The organism is Nocardia sp. NPDC005746, assembly GCF_040630785.1.
GTDB lineage: Bacteria > Actinomycetota > Actinomycetes > Mycobacteriales > Mycobacteriaceae > Nocardia.
In genome coordinates this window covers 29,655-46,531 of record NZ_JBEXYE010000026.1, presented here as the reverse complement: position 1 = coordinate 46,531, position 16,877 = coordinate 29,655, and the positions used below count along the sequence as shown (strand labels likewise).

18 protein-coding genes are annotated in these 16,877 nt (G+C 68.6%); 8 read left to right on the top strand and 10 right to left on the bottom strand.

Annotated features, from left to right (window positions below):
* Positions 1-160: 160 nt before the first annotated feature.
* Positions 161-1,654: an AIM24 family protein gene (locus ABZ412_RS32470; protein WP_357288080.1), complete on the top strand. Its 1,494-nt coding sequence runs from the start codon at positions 161-163 to the stop codon at positions 1,652-1,654.
* On the opposite strand, the gene ABZ412_RS32465 is transcribed toward ABZ412_RS32470, so the two are convergent.
* Positions 1,584-2,888 carry a transposase gene (locus ABZ412_RS32465; protein WP_357287988.1) on the bottom strand — a complete coding sequence of 435 codons (1,305 nt, stop codon included), beginning with the start codon at positions 2,886-2,888 and terminating at the stop codon, positions 1,584-1,586. The two genes, ABZ412_RS32470 and ABZ412_RS32465, sit on opposite strands and share 71 nt — an antisense overlap.
* 22 nt (positions 2,889-2,910) lie before the next feature.
* On the opposite strand from ABZ412_RS32465, the gene tnpA reads away from it, so the two are divergent.
* The 3 genes from tnpA (at position 2,911) to ABZ412_RS32450 (ending at position 5,631) form a co-directional block, all read left to right on the top strand.
* Positions 2,911-3,354, top strand: coding sequence for an IS200/IS605 family transposase (gene tnpA / locus ABZ412_RS32460; protein WP_357287987.1), 444 nt, complete (start codon positions 2,911-2,913; stop codon positions 3,352-3,354).
* 33 nt (positions 3,355-3,387) lie between these two features.
* On the top strand, positions 3,388-4,218 hold the full coding sequence (locus tag ABZ412_RS32455; protein ID WP_357287984.1) for a DUF1460 domain-containing protein: 831 nt from the start codon (positions 3,388-3,390) through the stop codon (positions 4,216-4,218).
* A gap of 231 nt (positions 4,219-4,449) precedes the next feature.
* Positions 4,450-5,631, top strand: coding sequence for an amidohydrolase family protein (locus ABZ412_RS32450; RefSeq protein WP_357287981.1), 1,182 nt, complete (start codon positions 4,450-4,452; stop codon positions 5,629-5,631).
* A gap of 6 nt (positions 5,632-5,637) precedes the next feature.
* Here ABZ412_RS32450 and ABZ412_RS32445 read toward each other — a convergent pair whose 3' ends face one another.
* From ABZ412_RS32445 to ABZ412_RS32435, 3 genes are all read right to left on the bottom strand, one after another.
* Positions 5,638-6,486, bottom strand: coding sequence for an NAD(P)H-binding protein (locus ABZ412_RS32445; protein WP_357287979.1), 849 nt, complete (start codon positions 6,484-6,486; stop codon positions 5,638-5,640).
* Between the two features lie 11 nt (positions 6,487-6,497).
* Positions 6,498-7,502, bottom strand: a complete 1,005-nt coding sequence (locus ABZ412_RS32440) for a saccharopine dehydrogenase NADP-binding domain-containing protein (RefSeq protein WP_357287977.1) — start codon at positions 7,500-7,502, stop codon at positions 6,498-6,500.
* Positions 7,503-7,649: 147 nt separating this feature from the next.
* A complete protein-coding gene (locus tag ABZ412_RS32435; protein WP_357287974.1) occupies positions 7,650-8,093 on the bottom strand; it encodes a MarR family transcriptional regulator in 444 nt (147 codons plus the stop codon).
* Positions 8,094-8,208: 115 nt separating this feature from the next.
* Here ABZ412_RS32435 and ABZ412_RS32430 point away from each other — a divergent pair, with 115 nt between their 5' ends.
* A complete protein-coding gene (locus ABZ412_RS32430) occupies positions 8,209-9,336 on the top strand; it encodes an NADH:flavin oxidoreductase (protein ID WP_357287972.1) in 1,128 nt (375 codons plus the stop codon).
* A gap of 20 nt (positions 9,337-9,356) precedes the next feature.
* Here the strand turns inward: ABZ412_RS32430 and ABZ412_RS32425 are convergent, their stop codons facing one another.
* The 3 genes from ABZ412_RS32425 to ABZ412_RS32415 are packed head-to-tail and all read right to left on the bottom strand — an operon-like array spanning position 9,357 to position 12,276.
* On the bottom strand, positions 9,357-10,550 hold the full coding sequence (locus ABZ412_RS32425; RefSeq protein WP_357287970.1) for a cytochrome P450: 1,194 nt from the start codon (positions 10,548-10,550) through the stop codon (positions 9,357-9,359).
* 20 nt (positions 10,551-10,570) lie between these two features.
* A complete protein-coding gene (locus ABZ412_RS32420) occupies positions 10,571-11,302 on the bottom strand; it encodes a DJ-1/PfpI family protein (protein ID WP_357287969.1) in 732 nt (243 codons plus the stop codon).
* Positions 11,299-12,276: a GlxA family transcriptional regulator gene (locus tag ABZ412_RS32415; RefSeq protein WP_357287967.1), complete on the bottom strand. Its 978-nt coding sequence runs from the start codon at positions 12,274-12,276 to the stop codon at positions 11,299-11,301. The genes ABZ412_RS32420 and ABZ412_RS32415 overlap by 4 nt, the downstream gene beginning before the upstream one ends.
* A 114-nt stretch (positions 12,277-12,390) precedes the next feature.
* Between ABZ412_RS32415 and ABZ412_RS32410 the strand changes: the two genes are divergently transcribed.
* From ABZ412_RS32410 to rplL, 3 genes are read left to right on the top strand one after another with little or no spacing between them, the layout of a single operon-like run.
* Positions 12,391-12,774 carry a thioesterase family protein gene (locus tag ABZ412_RS32410; protein ID WP_357287965.1) on the top strand — a complete coding sequence of 128 codons (384 nt, stop codon included), beginning with the start codon at positions 12,391-12,393 and terminating at the stop codon, positions 12,772-12,774.
* Positions 12,774-13,163 (top strand): hotdog domain-containing protein, encoded by a 390-nt coding sequence (locus tag ABZ412_RS32405; protein ID WP_357287963.1) that lies wholly within the window; start codon positions 12,774-12,776, stop codon positions 13,161-13,163. The genes ABZ412_RS32410 and ABZ412_RS32405 overlap by 1 nt, the downstream gene beginning before the upstream one ends.
* Before the next feature lie 42 nt (positions 13,164-13,205).
* The gene (gene rplL / locus ABZ412_RS32400) at positions 13,206-13,589 is read left to right on the top strand and encodes a 50S ribosomal protein L7/L12 (RefSeq protein WP_357287961.1); all 384 of its coding nucleotides are present in this window, start codon (positions 13,206-13,208) and stop codon (positions 13,587-13,589) included.
* 59 nt (positions 13,590-13,648) lie between these two features.
* Here rplL and ABZ412_RS32395 read toward each other — a convergent pair whose 3' ends face one another.
* The 3 genes from ABZ412_RS32395 to ABZ412_RS32385 form a co-directional block, all read right to left on the bottom strand.
* Positions 13,649-14,413, bottom strand: coding sequence for a MerR family transcriptional regulator (locus tag ABZ412_RS32395; protein ID WP_357287959.1), 765 nt, complete (start codon positions 14,411-14,413; stop codon positions 13,649-13,651).
* Positions 14,414-14,485: 72 nt separating this feature from the next.
* Positions 14,486-15,952: an NAD(P)/FAD-dependent oxidoreductase gene (locus tag ABZ412_RS32390; protein WP_357287956.1), complete on the bottom strand. Its 1,467-nt coding sequence runs from the start codon at positions 15,950-15,952 to the stop codon at positions 14,486-14,488.
* A complete protein-coding gene (locus tag ABZ412_RS32385; protein ID WP_357288079.1) occupies positions 15,949-16,869 on the bottom strand; it encodes a ferritin-like domain-containing protein in 921 nt (306 codons plus the stop codon). The genes ABZ412_RS32390 and ABZ412_RS32385 overlap by 4 nt, the downstream gene beginning before the upstream one ends.
* Between the last annotated feature and the right edge of the window lie 8 nt (positions 16,870-16,877).

The following is a 16,877-nucleotide window of genomic DNA, read 5'->3' as shown; positions in this document are numbered from 1 at the left end:
CCACGCGGACTCCGGGTATCCCCGGATGGCCCTGGCGGCCGAGTTTCGACACACTGGATGCCGTGAATCGTCTATCGCCCGAACGGGTCCGCGCCGACCGCGGAGGACACCGGTGACCGCCCTCGCGCGCGGCGAGAACCGGCCCGCGCCCGCCGACCGGATGACGGTCACCGTCACCTGTTCCGTCGCGGTCGATGTGTCCGCGCTGCTCCTGGGCGCGGACGGGCGGGTCAGATCCGACGGTGACTTCATCTTCTTCAACCAGCCGGTGGGTCCCGGCGTGGTGTACCGGCACGGCCGCGGCGCGGGCGACATGGTCGACGTGATCACCGCCGCGCTGCCCGCCGACGTGGACAAGATCGCCATCACCGCCAGCCTCGACGGCAGCGGCCCCGCCACCTTCGCCGGGGCGGCGGGCTCGCTGACCGCCACCATCGGATCCGACGCGGGCACACTGACATTCCCCATGAACGGCCTGACCAGCGAGGCCGCCGTGGTGTGCGTCGAGATCTACCGGCGCGGTGACGGCTGGAAGGTACGCGCCGTCGGCCAGGGGTACGACGACGGGCTCGCGGGTCTCGCCGCGGCTTTCGGCGTCAACATCGACGACGAACCGGAACCCGCCCCGGCTCCCCCGCCGACCACCTTCGCGCCGCCGCCCCAGCCCGCGGGTTACCTGCCGACACAGCCCAACCCGGCGCCGCAGCAGATGCCGCCGCCCACCATGCCCGCGCCGCCCCACCAGCAGCCGGCGCCCGCGCCGTCCTCTCAGCAGCCGGTGCCGCCGCAGCCCTACCAGCAGCCGGTGCCACCGCCTCCGCAGCCGATGCCCGCTGCCCCGCAGTCCTTCTCACCGCCCGCGTATCCGCCCGCGGCCCCTGTTCCGAATACACCCGCATCACAAGGAGTTCCGCCCGTGCAGAGCGAGCTGTTCAATCCGCAACACGCCGAGGTCAGCGGTTTCGGCATCCAGAAGCAGGGCGGCAAGATGATTCGCGTCGCGGTCGACGGGGAGACGCTGGCGCGGGCCGGGTCGATGGTGGCCTATCAGGGTGATCTGCGATTCAAGGCGCTCGGGTCCGGCGGGATCGGGCGGGCCATCCAGCAGCGGCTGACCGGTGAGGGCGTGCCGCTCATGCAGGTGCAGGGGCGCGGGGATCTGTTCCTGGCCAATGCCGCCGCCGATGTGCACGTCGTGGATCTGGACGGCACCGACGGGCTGACCATCAACGGCGCGAACGTGCTGGCCTTCGATTCCTCGCTGTCCTACAACATCCAGCGGGTGCAGGGCGCGGCCGGTTACGCCAGCAATGCCGGGTTCTTCAACTGCGTGTTCACCGGTCGCGGCCGGATCGCCATCACGACTCACGGCCAGCCGGTGGTGCTGAACGTCGATCAGCCGACCTATGCCGACCCGCAGGCGGCGGTGGCGTGGTCGTCGAGTCTGCAGACCGGGATCAAGCGCAACGACTCCATGGGTTTCGCCCGCCTGATCGGCCGCAGCACCGGTGAGGGCCTCACGCTCTCGTTCTCGGGTCGCGGTTTCGTGATCGTGCAGCCGTCGGAGCTGCCGCCGGGCGGATTCATCGGCGGGACCGGCGGCGGGCAGGAAGCCGGACAGCAGGGTGGCCTGCTGGGCGGCCTGCTGGGTTGACGTCCTCCCCACCCTGAAGGATAGGGATTCCGGCCAGCGTCGGCTGTGCCGCGCTGCCGGTGGGTTCCTGCTTCATCGCCGGTTGCTCGACCGAAACCGAGGCTGACACCAGCTCCACAGGCGTTGGGCTGTCCGCACGTCCTGCGGCCAGAATATTGCGCGCGGCGTTCACGTCCCGGTCATGGACGGCGCCGCACCTACACGACCATTCCCGGATTTGCAGCGGCTTCTTCCCGTCCAACGCACCACACACCGAGCACATCTGCGTGGACGGGAAGAACCGGTTTACCTTGCCGAAGGTACGGCCATACCGTGCGGCCTTCTCCTCGAGCATCCGGATGAACATTCCCCACCCCGCGTCGTGCACTGACTTCGCCATACGTGTACGGGCGAGAGCTTTGATGCGCAGGTCCTCGACGTACACCGCTTGGTTGTCGCGGATTATGATCGTGGACTGCTTATGCGCCCAATCGCGGCGCGTGTCGGCCACTTTCGCGTGCGCTCGGGCCACCTTGATCCGGGCCTTGGCCCGGTTCCCGGAGTCCTTCGCTTTGCGGGACAAGGACTTCTGTGCGTTGGCAAGCTTGCGTTCGGCCTGCCGCAGGAATCGTTGTGAGTCGATGATCCTTCCGTCCGACAACACCGCAAACGTCGTCAAGCCGAGATCGATGCCCGTGTCGGAATCGGTCGGCGGCAGCGGTTCGGTCTCGACGTCGACCACGAACGAGGCGAAATATCGGCCGGTGGCATCCTTGATCACGGTCACGCTCGATGGCTCGCAGGGCAACTCCCTCGACCAGCGAACCGGCACATCTCCCACCTTCGGAAGCCGAAGTCTCCGGTTCGCCAACACCCGGAAACGTGCATTGCGGGTGAACCGAATCGACTGCCGATTGTCCTTGCGGGATCGAAGCTTCGGCGGCGCGACCCTGGCACCCTTCCGCTTGCCCACGACCGATTCGAAGAAGTTCCGGTAGGCGGTATTCAGATCCGCGAGGGCCTGCTGCAGTACGACGGAGGACACCTGATCCAGCCACGCCCGTTCCGAAGTCGCCTTGGCGGCGGTGAGCCGCTTGGATAGTTCCGCGTCGCTGACTCGCTGACCCGCTGCGAACGCCTCCCGACGCGCGATCAGGGCATCGTTGTACACCACTCGCGCGCACCCGAACGCCCTCGCCAGCTCTACCCGCTGGCCCGGCGTCGGGTAGACGCGATAGTTGTACCGGAGCTGCACACCAAAATCTTATCATTGGTCTATGCGCGTATCTGACGATATTCGAACTGGTAGACACTGTGTTTTTGCACTTCACGCACACTTGGTTTTTGTCACTAAGTATCGACGTCGAGTGTTCACCGACACGCATCTGCCCAAGATGGAAGAGATCATGAGGCAGGTGTGCGCGGACTTCGAATGCGCACTGGTCGAGTTCAACGGGGAAGCCGATCATGTGCACCTGCTGGTGACTTTCCCCCCGAAAGTGGCGCTGTCGAAGCTGGTGAACTCGCTCAAGGGCGTCTCCTCGCGGCGGATGCGGCAGGAATATCCCGAACTCGCACGTCACTACTGGCGGGCGACACACTTGTGGTCCGGTTCCTACTTCGCCGGATCGGTTGGCGGCGCTCCCATTTCCGCTGTTCGCGATTACATCGAGCACCAGGTCCAGGGCACGTTCGACGCCAACGGCAGCCCCACTCGGTAGTGTCAGGGGCAGTCTCGTTCCGAGGGAGGGCTCGTGCGCATACTGACCCGGCTACTGCTGATGCTGGTCACGCTGGTTTCGGCGTTGGCGCTGCCGCCGTCGCAGGCCCTGGCCGCGCCGGCCGAACCAGCTCTGGCCGCGCCGGCCGAACCGGCTCTGGACGAGTCCACCTCCCGGCAGCTGGACGAGCTGCTCGCGCTGCGCAACTCGATCCCGGGCGCCCGGACCGACGCGATCGCGCAACTGTCCGGCCGCTTCCTCGGCACCCCTTACGGGGCGAACATGCTGATCGGCTCGGCCACCCGGGCCGAGCAGCTGGTGGTCGACTTCCGGCGGGTCGACTGCTTCACCTATCTCGATTACGTGGACGCGCTGAGCCGCTCGGCCGACCGCGCCCAGTTCGTGCAGAACCTGGTGGCCACCCGCTACGCGGATTCGCGGGTGGAATTCGCCAGCCGCAAGCACTTCTTCACCGATTGGGCGGCGGTGAACCGCACGGCCGCCACCGATATCACGCGCGGCCTCACACCCGCCGCGGTCACCGTGACCAAGCATCTGAACGCGAAAGCCGATGGCGGCAACTATCTTCCCGGCCTGCCGGTGGTGGACCGTGACATCACCTATGTTCCGGCCGCGGCGGTCGACAATACGGTGATCGGCAATCTGCGCACCGGCGATTTCCTGGGCGCGTACACCGATGCCGCGGGCCTGGACGTCACCCACGTGGGTATTTTCATCGACACCCCGAATGGGCCGATGTTCCGCAACGCGTCCTCGCTGGCCGCGAACGAGCAGGTCGTCGACACTCCGCTGACCCAGTATCTGACGACGGTCCCGGGCCTGGTGGTGCTGCGCCCCATCTGAATCGGGTGGCGCCCGATTCAGTGGGTGCAGGGGCAGACGGCGCCCCTCAATTCGCCGTCTGCCGAATCGAAATTGGTTTCGAGAGAGCAATTTTCAGGCCGAATGATTGGTATCTCTCGAATCTAACTCGGCGACCGCCCGAATGTGATTCGTTTGAACAGGAGATCGACAGGACCGAACACCCGCGCACCGTCCCGCGATCGGTCATTCTGAGCTGATGGGTGTGGCGTGATGGCTGACGCGGCAACGGGTCTGGCGAGCGGGCGACGCGGCCTGGAACTGCGCGGCCGCGTGGTGACCCGCGCGGGTGTGCTCGAGGACGGCGTGATCACCGTGCGGGGTGAGCGGGTGGCCGCGGTCCGACCGGCCACCGAATGGGCCACCACGCACCGAGAATTGCCGCCGGTGTACGCGGGCACGGTGGTGCCGGGTCTGGTGGACATCCACACGCACGGCGGTTTCGGGTACCGCTTCGATACCGAGGACGCGACCGAGGCCAAGGAGGCCGCGGCGTTCCATCATCGGCGCGGCTCGACCAGCGTGCTCGCCAGCATCGTGACCGCCGCCCCCGACACCATGGTGGCGCAGGCTGCCATGCTGCGCCGGCTCGCCGCGAACGGGGTGATCGCGGGCGTCCACATCGAGGGCCCGTTCCTGTCTCAGACCCGCTGCGGCGCACACGATCTCGGCTATCTCACCGATCCCGACCCGGAACTCATCGACCGTCTCCTGCATGCCACCGACGGTCAACTGCGGGTCATGACCCTGGCCCCCGAACGCCCCGGATTCGACACCGCCGCCAAACAATTGGCCGACAGCGGCGTGGTGGTGGCGGTGGGGCACAGTGATTCGAGTTTCGCTCGCTTCCGGGCGGCGCTGAGCCCGCAGGGCTGCGGCACCCTGGTCACCCATCTCGCCAACGGCATGCCGCCGCTGCATCACCGCGCGCCCGGCCCGGTGGCGGCGGGCCTGGTGGCGGCGGCTCAGCGGCAGGCGTTCGTGGAGGTGATCGGTGACGGCGTGCACGTCGACTCCGGTTTCGGCGCACTCGTTTTCGCCACCGCCCCCGACCGGGTGGTACTGGTCACCGATGCCACCCAGGCCGCGGGCATGCCCGACGGCCAGTACCGGCTGGGACCGCGCCCGGTCACCGTCACCGACGGGGTGGCCCGGGTGCCGGGCGGCTCGCTGGCGGGCGGCACCGCGACGCTGCTGCACTGCCTGCGCTGGGCGGTCCGCGACTGCGGCATCCCGCTCCGCGACGCGGTCGCCGCCGTCACCTCGACCCCCGCGGACGCGGCGGGGCTCGACGACGTCGGCGACCTGCGCCCGGGCATGTACGCCGACGCCGTGGTGCTCGACGACCAGCTGGGCCTGCGCCGGGTGCTGCGGCACGGACGCTGGCTGGCCTGACCGGCCTCAGGCCCCGGCGGTGAACTCCCGCAGGGTGATCGGCGGCCGCCCGGTGAAGCGCTCGATGGATTCGGTGACCCGGAACAGCTCGTGCCCCGAGCCGATGGCCGCGAACATGGTCCACAGGTGGGTCAGGTGTTCCACCGCCACTTCGTCGCGGTACACCGTCATGGCCCATGCGGACCATTCGGCCGGATCCACGTTCCGGTAAGGGACGCCGAGTAGGTCGGCGGCCTCGCCGACGGTCATGATCTCCCCGGCCAGCCACAGCACCGGATCCACCGGGCCCTCGGTGCGCAGCACCCCGGCCCCGACGCCCGCCACGTCCGCGCCCGCGATGAGCGGCAGCACGGTGTCGCGCGAGCCGAGCGGCAGCGCCAGTTCACCCCGGTCTCCGATGGCCACCCGCAGGTTCTCGAAGAACACCGCGGCCCGCAGGTGCACCGCGCCGATCCCGGCATTGTCGAGGACCTGTTCGGCCACCCAGTGCCGCCGCATGTGCGGGGTGCCCGCCTGCGGATCGGAGCCGAGCTGGGAGGTGGCGACCACCCGCTCCAGCCCGGCCTGCTTCCCGGCGGCCGCGAGAACCGCGGTGGCGTCGAGCATTCCGGCGGTCACCGGGTAGGTGAAGTAGGCCCGGCGCACGCCTTGGAGAGCGGGTGTCACGGCGCTGATCTCGCGCAGATCGCCCGTGACCACCTCCGCGCCCAGGTCCTTCAGCTCGGCCGCGCGGCCGTCGTCGCGGTGCACGAAGGCGCGTACCGGCAGGCCCGCGCGTACCAGGGTCTCGGCGACGCGACGGCCGGTGCCGCCCTGACTGCCTCCGGCCGCGCCGGTGACGAGAATCGGTTCCATGGTCGCGCTCCTCACGCTTGTTCCGGCAACCGGAGTTCGAAGGCCCCGCGCGTGGCGAGATCCCGCAGGAAGCCGACGGCCTCGAAAGCCTCGGCGGGACTGGCGACTCCGCTCTTGACGGCGCCGTCGGTGAGCCGCACCGCCGCCTCCACCGAGGCCAGCGCGGCCGCCGACCACAGGTCTCGCCCGGTCAGGGTCCCGGACGCCGAGCCACTGGACGCGAGCACCTGGGCGGCGATCATGAATCGGCTGTCGGCGCGGGCGGCCGGATCGACTTGCTCGCTGGTGAAGGCCTGATCCTCGGCGAAGGTGTGCGCGGTCAGTTGCGCCTCAACCGCTTTCGTGCGGGTGTGCCGGGGCACGGTGACGGCCTCGGGGAACGGCACCGGCGCGATCATGGGCCGCGGCCCGACCGGCGGTGGGAACGCGAAGATCGCCTGCCGCGGTTCCACGAATCCGTATCGAGGCTGCCCGTCCTCGTAGCCGATGCGGTCGGTGTCGGCGAACAGCAGTCGCGCGGTCTCCACCGCGCCGTGGGTCATCATCCAGTTGGTGACGTGGTAGGCCACCGTGATCCGGTCGATGTCCGATGCCGCGCGCGCGACCGCCCCGGCGAGCAGATCACCCAGTCCCCCATAGAAACTCACACTCGGCAGCAGGGTGACCCCGGCCCGCTGCGCGGGTTCGGTGAAGTCGTCGAACAGCCGCTTCACGTGGTGCACCTCCACGGCGTGGTCGACGTAGTGGCAGCCTCCCTCGACGGCGGCGGTGGCCACGGGCAATCCGGTGGTGGCGAAGGGTCCGGCGCAGTGGATGATCACGTCCGCGGCCTCGGCCAGCGCACGCAGCGCCGCCGGATCGTCGAGCGCGGCGGGCATGACCCGCGAATGCCCCAGGGCGGCCAGGGCTTCCGGATCGCGCCCGGACACCACGACGTCCTTCCCCCGTGCGATGAGATCGGCGGCGACGAGGCGACCGGTGTGACCGGTGGCCCCGTAGATGGCGAATACGGTCATGAAAGATCAACTCTTCTGACTCGATGAATGATTCGAACGTCTGTTCAGAGATATAGACCTCGCCACCGACCGAAATTCATCGCTCGCGCGGTACCGTCTCTCCGCTGAGGCGGCACCGTCTCATCGCTCAACGCGTGCTGTCGCAGGTCACTCCGGCCGAGCGGCGGGCCGGGCGATGAAGACCCGTTTCAGCAAGGCGTACAGGCGGTCCCGGTCCTCGGCGTCGAGGTTGTCCAGGCCCTCTCGGGTGGTGTGCATCTTCGCCCGGATGGTCTCGGCGAGTCGCTCGCCCTCGGCCGTGATGACGAGGTTCGTGACGCGCCGATCCGATGCGCTGACCTCGCGGCGCACGAGACCGCGCTTCTCGAGCCGGTCGATGATGCCCGTCACGTTGGAGGCGTCGCAGGTCATGATCTCGGCCAGGGCGCGCATCGCGATCGGGCCGTGGCGCAGCACGGTCAGCGCCTTGCCCTGGATCGCGGTGAGGTTCTCGCTCGCCGCGGCGAGGGTGAAGTCGCCGTAGTAGGCGCCGAGCGACACCGAGAGCAGCTCCATGAGCTGAGCGGTGTCGACGCGGGGACCTTCTGTCATATGAACAAGCCTATCCACAGAAACTTGACGATCTCAAATATTCACCACTAGCGTCTATCGCAATGCTTGAAGTTCTCAACCATCTAGGTTGGCAAGTAACCATGAGGAGAGTTCCGTGACCGTCACCACGTCCGACGCCGCCCGCACGGCTCAGGTCCTGTCTCGGCCCGTCACGCTGAACGGACTGACCGTTCCGAATCGCATCGTGATGGCGCCGATGACGCGCATGTTCTCTCCCGGTGGCGTTCCCGGGGACGATGTGCGCTCCTACTACGCCCGCCGCGCCGCCGCCGGCGTCGGACTGATCGTCACCGAAGGAACCTATGTCGGCCACGATTCGGCCGGTCAGAGCGATCGGGTGCCGCGCTTCCACGGTGAAGAGCAGCTGGCCGGGTGGGCGCAGGTGGCCGCGGACGTGCACGCCGCGGGCGGCACGATCGTGCCGCAGCTGTGGCACATCGGCATGGTTCGCAACCAGGGCGACGGACCCTTCACCGAGGCTCCCGCCGTCGGCCCGTCCGGTATCCGCGTCGACGGCACCGAGGGCACCGGCAACGCGATGAACCGACAAGATCTGGACGACGTCATCGGCGCTTTCGCCGAGGCCGCCGCGGCCGCCGAACGCATCGGCTTCGACGGCGTCGAACTGCACGGCGCTCACGGCTATCTGCTGGACCAGTTCCTGTGGGCACGGACGAACCGCCGCACCGACGCCTACGGCGGCGATGCCGTGGCGCGCACCACGTTCGCGGCCGAGATCGTGGCGGCGGTCCGGGAGGTCGTCTCGCCCGAATTCCCGATCATCTTCCGCTACTCGCAGTGGAAGCAGGACGCCTACGACGCGCGGCTCGCCGAGACTCCGCAGGAGCTGGAAGCCATCCTGACCCCGCTCGCCGCGGCCGGCGTCGATGCTTTCCATGCGTCGACGCGCCGCTACTGGCTGCCGGAATTCGAGGACTCGGACCTGAACCTGGCCGGCTGGACCAAGAAACTCACCGGCAAGACCACCATCACCGTCGGTTCGGTCGGCCTCGACGGCGAGTTCCTGCGCGCGTTCGCCGGCATGGGCGCCGAACTCGGCAGCCTCGACAACCTGCTCGATCGGCTGGAGCGTGACGAATTCGATCTGGTCGCCGTCGGCCGAGCCCTGCTCCAGGACCCGGAGTGGGCGGCCAAGGTCTTGGCGGGGCGGCTCGACGAGCTGAAGCCGTACGACGGCGCGGCGTTGAAGACTCTGAGCTAGCCACACCGCGGGCCACGGATTCACGTCCGCAGTCGCACCGGCAGTCGCTTCAGGCCGCGGATCACCGGGTTCGGATGCCAGCGCAGCTCCGAATCGTGCACGGCCAGTTCGATGTCGGGGAACCGGTCGAGCAGCTGGGTGAACGCGACCCGGGCCTCGAGCCGGGCCAGCGGCGCGCCGACGCAGTAGTGGACGCCGTGACCGAAGCCCAGGTGCGCGCCGTGCTCGGCCAGCGGGTCGAGGCGGTGCGGGTCGGTGAAGTGGCCCGGGTCCCGGTTGCCGGCGGCCAGGGCCACCAGGACCAGTTCGCCCGCGGGAATGATGGTGTCGCCTACCGTGATCGGCTCGGCGGTGAACCGCAGGGTGGCCAGATCGACCGGCCCGTCGAAGCGCAGGAATTCCTCGACGGCCGCCGGGATCAGCTCCGGCGCCGCGCGCAGCCGGTCCAGCCAGGGCCGGTCGCGCAGCAGCGCCAGCATGCCGTTGCCGATCAGGTTCACCGTGGTCTCGTGCCCGGCGACCAGGAGCAGCAGTGCCATGCCGATCAGTTCGCCCTCGTCGAGGCGGGCGTCGGCGTCGGTCACCAGCGCCGAGAGCAGGTCCTCGCCCGGCTCGGCCCGTTTGCGCCGCAGCAGGTTCCGCAGGAAGGCCACCATCTCGTCGTGCGCCCGGGCCGGGTCCACGCCGGGTTCCAGGGTGCCGACCAGCGCCTTGGTCCATTCCCGGAAGGTGCCCTGGTCCTCGATGTCCACATCCAGCAGGTGGCAGATGATCGCGACCGGCAGCGGCACGGCGAAGGCCCGCAGCAGATCCACTTCGTCGTGATCGGCCATGGCGTCCAGCAGTTCTCGCGCGGTCTTCTCGATGACCGGTTGCAGCGCCGCCACCCGCCGCGCGGTGAACGCCTGCGAGACCGCCCGCCGCAGCCGGGTGTGGTCGGGCGGGTCGGCATTGAGCATGTGCCGCAGCCCGTCGTGGGTGCGGGGCCCCTCCCAGGGCCCGGTGCGCTTGCGGGCGATCACCGATTCCAGGAGGTCGATGTCCTTGCGCAGCCGCGGATCCGCGAGCGCGGCGCGGGCCTCCTCGTAGCCGATGACGAGCCAGCGTTCCACGCCGTCCCCGAACCGCACCCGCAGCACCGGCCCGTCCTCGCGCCAAAGCCGGTAGTACGCATGCGGATTGGCGAAGAAGTGATCGCCGAGCAGCTCGGTCACCCTTCCGACGGTACGGGAATTCAGCGTGTGGCGGCGGCCCGATCCCGCATGCGGTTGAGGGTCAGCCGCCACAGGGCGGTGGCCACCTCCAGCGGCACCCGCGGCTTGGCCGATCGTTTGGTGGCGAGCAGTCGCGTCTTGCGTAGCAGGTCGGCGCTCGCCTTGTCGGGGTGGCCGGTGTCGTACGGCGGGTGCGGATCGTACTCGATGTAGAGCTGGGTCATCTGCGCCCGCTCCTCCCCCGCGATCCGGCCGACCAGCCACAGCCCGAGATCGATGCCGGCGGAAACGCCCGCGGCGGTGACGATCTTGCCGCTGTGCACGATGCGGTCGTGCGGACGCGATTCGGCGCCGAAGGGCGCGAGCGCGGGCTGGCCCAGCCAGTGGGTGGTGGCGGGCTGTCCACGCAGGATGTCGGCGGCGGCCAGGATCAGCGATCCGGTGCAGACCGAGGTGGTCCACTGCGTCTTCGGGTGCACCGCCCGCAGCCAGTCGATGAGCTCCCGGTCGGCCATCGCGCCGGTGGTGCCCTGTTCCCCGCCGCCGACGAGCACCAGATCGGGTGCGGGCGTCTCGGCGAAGGTGTGGGTCGCGCCCAGCGCAAGCACGCCGCTGTCGGCCACCACCGGGCCGACTTCCCCTGCGACGAAACGGATCTCGCTGTCGGGGATGCCGCGCAGCACCTCGTACGGTCCGACCACGTCGAGCACTGTCATGCCGGGATAGAGCACGATGGCGATCTGGAATGTCATGAGACACGCTCTCCTTCGGAGTTCTTGAATCGGGCGCGGTACTCGCCCGGGGGAATGCCCAGGTGGCGGTGGAAGATTCGGTACAGGGTCTCGGGGCTGCTCAATCCGACCGCGGCGGCGACCCGGTCCATGGGCTGGTCGGTGGTCTCGAGCAGCCGCCGGGCGGCAGCGATCCGCACCCGCTCCACGTAGCGGGCGGGCGTGGTCCCGGTCTCGCCGACGAAGACGCGGGAGAAGTGCCGCGTGCTCATACCGACCCGCAGGGCCAGCGCGGGCAGCGACAGGTCCGCGGCCGGATGCTCCTCCATCCACACCTGGAGTTCACGCAGCGGATCGCGCCGGGGCGGGTTACCGGTGAGCGGCGCGCTGAACTGGCTCTGCCCGCCGGGCCGGTGCAGGTACACCACCATCCAGCGCGCCACTTCGCGGGCCAGTTCGGGTCCGTGGTCGGCGGCCACGATGGCCAGGGCCAGATCGATGCCCGCGGTCACCCCGGCCGAGGTCCAGATCGGGCCGTCGCGCACGTAGATGCGGTCGGGTTCGGTGGTGATGGCCGGGAACTGCTGGGCCAGAAGCTCGCCGCCCGCCCAGTGCGTGGTGGCGCGGCGGCCGTCCAGGAGTCCGGCGCGGGCCAGCAGGAAGGTGCCCGAGCAGACCGAGCCCACCCGGTCGGCCACCGCGGCCACCCGGCGGATCCCGGCCACCAGTTCGGCGTCGCCGGACGCCGCCCAGAAGGCCAGCCCGCCCACCACCAGCAGCAGGTCCAGCGGCCCGGTCCAGGTGTCGAGCCCGTGCCGCGCGGTCACCTCGATGCCGCACGAGGACCGCACCGGACCGGCCTGCGCCGCGGCCAGTTCGACCCGGTAGCCGCCACCGTCGCCGAGCAGGGCGGCGGCCCCGGAGAAGACGTCCGCGGGCCCGGCCAGATCGGTCAGCTGGAACCCGTCGAACACCACGATCAGCACCACCCGCATGCCCTCAGCCTGCGGCCCGCGGGCGACGGCGTCAACGACACGACTCTTGCAAATTCGGCCATCGCGACGATGGCCGCGAGGTTGCCGGCCCCGCCCGCTTGATATGAATGCGGGGTGGCCCGACACCTTTTCCAGTGCCCGCTGCGGTGGTCCGATATGGACGCCGACGGGCACGTGCACAATGCCGCGCATTTGCGCTACCTCGAGGAATCCCGGATCGATCTGTTCTGGAAGAAGGGATTCGGCGGGGCGAACGTGGTCGCGCAGATGGATATCGACTATCTGACGCCGCTGCGGTATCGGCCCGATCCGGTGCGGATCGAGACCTGGGTGAGCCGGGTCGGCACCTCCTCGTTCGTGTTGGAGCAGGAGATCCGCGACGACGACGTGGTGTATTCGACGGCGGTGTGCACGATGGTCGCCTTCGACCAGGAGACCCAGCGGTCCCGCGCGCTGCCCGAGGACCAGCGCGTGCTCCTGAAGGATCTGGAGGCCTGATGCACACCTACGACATCCAGTTGCGCCGCACCGATATGGACGCGCAGCAGCATCTCAACAATGTGGTCTTCGCCCAGTACCTCGACGAGGCGCGCGCGGATCTGCTGGACCGCTACGACTCCAACGGCGGTCCGTGGCGCGTGGTGGTGGCGGGTCAGCGGCTGAGCTATCGCATGCCGCTGGTCTTCCGGGCCGCGCCGGTGACCGTCACCTCCGCGGTGGAGAAGCTCGGTACCACGTCGTTCACCCTGCGGCACGAGGTGCGCGACGGCGAATTCCTTTATCTGTACGCGACTTCCACCCTGGTCGCCATCGCCGACGGCGCGCCACGCCCGCTGACACGCGGGGAGCGCGAATATCTGATGACCTTGGCGGTCCCCAGCGCTTAGAATTACTTGTATCGCCTGGTCAGCGTTGCAAGGGGTTACATCATGGCCAAGATGACCGTCGTCGAATTGCTCGACGTGTTCAAAGGGATGACGCTGCTGGAACTTTCGGAGTTCCTGAAGGCGTTCGAGGAAGAGTTCGGCGTCAGCGCCGCGCCTCCCGTGGCTGTCCAAGTCGCCGCGGATTCGGCTCCGGCGGAGGCGGCCGACGAACAGGACGAATTCGATCTCGTTCTGGAATCCTTCGGGGACAGGAAGATTCAGGTCATCAAGGCCATGCGGGAGATCATCCCGGGGCTGGGTCTCAAGGAGGCCAAGGACCTGGTCGAGGCCGCGCCGAAGGCGGTGCTGGAGAAGGTCGACAAGGACGCCGCCGAGGCCGCCCGGATCAAGCTCGAGGCGGCCGGCGCCCGCGCCGCCCTGCGGTGACTCGATCCAGCTTTCGGTGACTCGATCCAGCTGTGGTGACTGATCCAGCCCTGTGCTGATCAGTCCTGCGCGCGGCGGCGGGCGGCCGTCTCCAGGTACGCCCCGAGTTCGGCGTGCAGCACCTTGTCGAGCGCTTGATCGAGGCTGTCGCGGACCGAGCGGGTCCCGAGTTCCCGGAAATGGTTGAGCATTCCGGTGGTTTCGGCGATCTCGGCGTCGGTCTCGGGCAGCCATCCGGGTCCGTGCGCGGACTCGATGCGGTCCTTGGCCGCCACCACCATCAGCCGGGCGATGGATTCGAGCCGCTCGGCGATGGCGCTGTGCAGATCGATGAGTTCGGGCAGCCGGAATCCGTAGGAGCTGAGATCGGCGAAGATGCCGAGCAGTTCGGGCCGGGTGAGCTCGACGGTCTCGTCGCGCAGCCGCACCATGCCGAGCTGTTCGAGCCGGGCCAGCTGGTCGGAGTCGACCTGGTGCTCCTCGGTGTCGCCGAAGAAGGTGTCCACCAGTTCGCGCGGGATCGCCACCGGCTCTTCGGCTTTGCCCCAGCTGTCGGTGACCGCGCTCTGCAGCCCGAGGATCTCGGTGAGATCCTTGCCGGTCTCCCAGCTGGTGATGAAGTCGGCGATGTGGGCGATGGTGAACCCGCGTTGCAGCAGCGCGTCGATGATGCGCAGCCGGGCCAGGTGGGTGTCGTCGTAGATGAGCGCGCGCCCGCTGCGGCGGGTGGGCGTGGGCAGCAGCCCCTTCTCCTGATAGGCGCGCACATTGCGCGTCGTGGTGCCGGCGGCCTGGGCGAGATCGTCGATGCGGTACTCCGCCATTCGTTCTGTTCCCGTCCCTTCCGCCGGCGACCCCCTGGCTCCGCCGGAACTTCGGCGCAGCCGTTCTGAACACTAGCGCAGGTGGAAATCCGCCAGATCCACCCTGGCCAGCTGCCGCGCGTACTGGCTGCCGAATCCCGGGTACATGGTGGCGTTGAACCCGTCCTCGGTGAGATACCAGCTGCTGCACCCCGAGTTCCAGGTGGTGGCGGTCAACCGGCGCTGCAGGCCGCGGTTGTAGCGGTCCTGCCGATCCCGCCGGGCCTCGAGCGTGCGCAGCCCGCGGTCGAGCACGATCTTGATGGCGTCGGTGAGGTATTCGATCTGCGCCTCCATGTAGACCAGCGCCGAATTGTGGCCCGGCCCGGAGTTCGGCCCGAAGGTGAGGAACAGGTTGGGGTATCCGGCCACCGTGACGCTCTTGAACGCGTATGCGCCGCCGCGCCATTCGTCGGCCAGCACCCGGCCGCCGCGCCCGGTCACCGGAATCGGCGAGCCCTGCTTGGACACCTCGAACCCGGTCGCGAACACGATGCAGTCGAAGCGGTGCTCGATGCCCTCGGCGGTGCGGATGCCGTGCGGGGACAGTCCCGCGATCGGCCAGGTGATGAGCTTGCAGTTGTCGGCCTGCAGGGCCGGGTAGTACTCGCTGCTCATCAACAGCCGCTTGCAGCCTGCCCGGAAATCGGGGGTGAGCTGCCGCCGCAGCCACGGATCACGCACCTGGGACCGCAGATGCATCAGGGCGACCGATTCGACGACCCGGGTCAGCGGCGTATTCCACACCACGCCCAGCGCCACCGACTCGTGGCCCCAGAACCAGGCTTCCCGGGCCAGCGACTGGGTGACCGGCAGCTGCCGGTACACCTGTTTGGTGAGGCCGTTGGTGCGCCGGTTGACCCGCGGCAGCACCCAGCCGGGCGTGCGCTGGAAGACCTTCACCGAGGCGGCCTGTTTCACCAGCTCCGGGATGATCTGCACGGCGCTGGCGCCGGTGCCGACCACGGCCACCTTCTTGCCGGTGAAGTCGTAGTCGTGATCCCAGCGGGCGCTGTGGATCTTGTGGCCCTCGTAGTCGTCGATGCCCGCGATATCCGGGAACCCGGCATTGGACAGCGGGCCGGAGGCGAGGATCACGGTGCGCGCCCGCATTTTTCGCCGCCCGGCCCCGAACGACAGCGTCCACAGCCCGGTCTCGTCGTCGAACACGATGCCGGTCACGGTGTGCCCGAAGCGCAGGTGCGGGGCGATGCCCGAATCCGCGACCATGGTGTCGATGTAGCCGAGGATCTCGGCGCTGCCGGAGTAGGTCCGCGACCAGTCCGGGTTGGGCGCGAAGCTGTAGGAGTACAGCCGCGACGGAATGTCGCAGGCCGCGCCCGGATAGGTGTTGTCGCGCCAGGTGCCGCCGACCCGGTCGCCGCGCTCGAAGACCGCGAAGTCGGCGATCCCCTTCTGCCGCAGGCGGATGGCCGCGCCGATGCCCGCGAATCCGGCCCCGATGATCGCCACGTCCAGTGGCTTGGTCACGGCGTTCATGCGACGGGCTCGTAGGTGAGTTCCTTGGACCAGGTCGGCTGCGTGGGCAGCAGGCGGTCCGGGATGGCCCCGGTGACCTTGACCATGACGTCCGCGAACAGGTGATACGGGTGCTCGCGGTTGACGACCCAGTCGGAATGCATCTTGACGATCCGGTACATGGGCAGCCGGTTCACGATCGGCGCGCGCTCACCGACCTGCTTGAAGCGGGCCATGGCGGCGTAGAGCTTCTCCTCGCTCACGCCCATGTCGACGATGTTGTCGCGCATCTTGTTCAGCAGCGGGATGTAGCTGAGCAGTCCGATGAACAGCGACGGCTTGATCCAGCCGCCCACCAGGTCGATGGCCAGCTTGCGGGAGCCGGCGTGGCCGAGCAGCTCCATGACCGCGTAATCGGTGGCCAGGTGCCGGGATTCGTCGTTGTTGATCTTCTTGAAGACCTCCTGGGCGACCGGGTCGGCGATCTCGTCGGTGACGAACTTGATCAGCGCGCCGTCGAGGGCCACCTCGAGCATGGGGATGACGGTGCCCAGGAAGGACAGCGACATGCCGTCGGAGTACTTGTCCAGGAAGTCGATGACCAGCTTGACATTGATATTGGGCTCGGGGATCTCGTCGCCCTCGAGCATGCCCCAGCGGCGCATGAGGGCGAGTTCGGCATTGGCGTGCCGCTGTTCCTCGGCGTGGAAGTAGCGGTAGATCTCGGCCAGCGCGGGGGTCGGGGCCTTCTTGGCCATGGCGGCGAAGCCGCGCGCGCCGACGTTCTCGATCCACATGAGATCGGCCATGAACGGCTTCAGCTTGGCGTGCAGGGCCGGGTCGATGAGCTCGGCGCCCGGTGCGTCCCAATCGATGTCGGCCAGCGCCCACTGCTTGGACTTGATCTTGGCCAGCATGTTGTCGAAGTCGAAGGAGATGGTTTTCG

Coding starts and splice junctions, on each gene's coding strand:
- ABZ412_RS32470 (WP_357288080.1), top strand. CDS start 161: ATGACGGTCACCGTCACCTGTTCCGTCGCGGTCGATGTGTCCGCGCTG.
- ABZ412_RS32390 (WP_357287956.1), bottom strand. CDS start 15,952: ATGAACGCCGTGACCAAGCCACTGGACGTGGCGATCATCGGGGCCGGA.
- rplL (WP_357287961.1), top strand. CDS start 13,206: ATGGCCAAGATGACCGTCGTCGAATTGCTCGACGTGTTCAAAGGGATG.
- ABZ412_RS32405 (WP_357287963.1), top strand. CDS start 12,774: ATGCACACCTACGACATCCAGTTGCGCCGCACCGATATGGACGCGCAG.
- ABZ412_RS32420 (WP_357287969.1), bottom strand. CDS start 11,302: ATGACATTCCAGATCGCCATCGTGCTCTATCCCGGCATGACAGTGCTC.
- tnpA (WP_357287987.1), top strand. CDS start 2,911: ATGCGCGTATCTGACGATATTCGAACTGGTAGACACTGTGTTTTTGCA.
- ABZ412_RS32395 (WP_357287959.1), bottom strand. CDS start 14,413: ATGGCGGAGTACCGCATCGACGATCTCGCCCAGGCCGCCGGCACCACG.
- ABZ412_RS32445 (WP_357287979.1), bottom strand. CDS start 6,486: ATGGAACCGATTCTCGTCACCGGCGCGGCCGGAGGCAGTCAGGGCGGC.
- ABZ412_RS32440 (WP_357287977.1), bottom strand. CDS start 7,502: ATGACCGTATTCGCCATCTACGGGGCCACCGGTCACACCGGTCGCCTC.
- ABZ412_RS32435 (WP_357287974.1), bottom strand. CDS start 8,093: ATGACAGAAGGTCCCCGCGTCGACACCGCTCAGCTCATGGAGCTGCTC.
- ABZ412_RS32415 (WP_357287967.1), bottom strand. CDS start 12,276: ATGCGGGTGGTGCTGATCGTGGTGTTCGACGGGTTCCAGCTGACCGAT.
- ABZ412_RS32450 (WP_357287981.1), top strand. CDS start 4,450: ATGGCTGACGCGGCAACGGGTCTGGCGAGCGGGCGACGCGGCCTGGAA.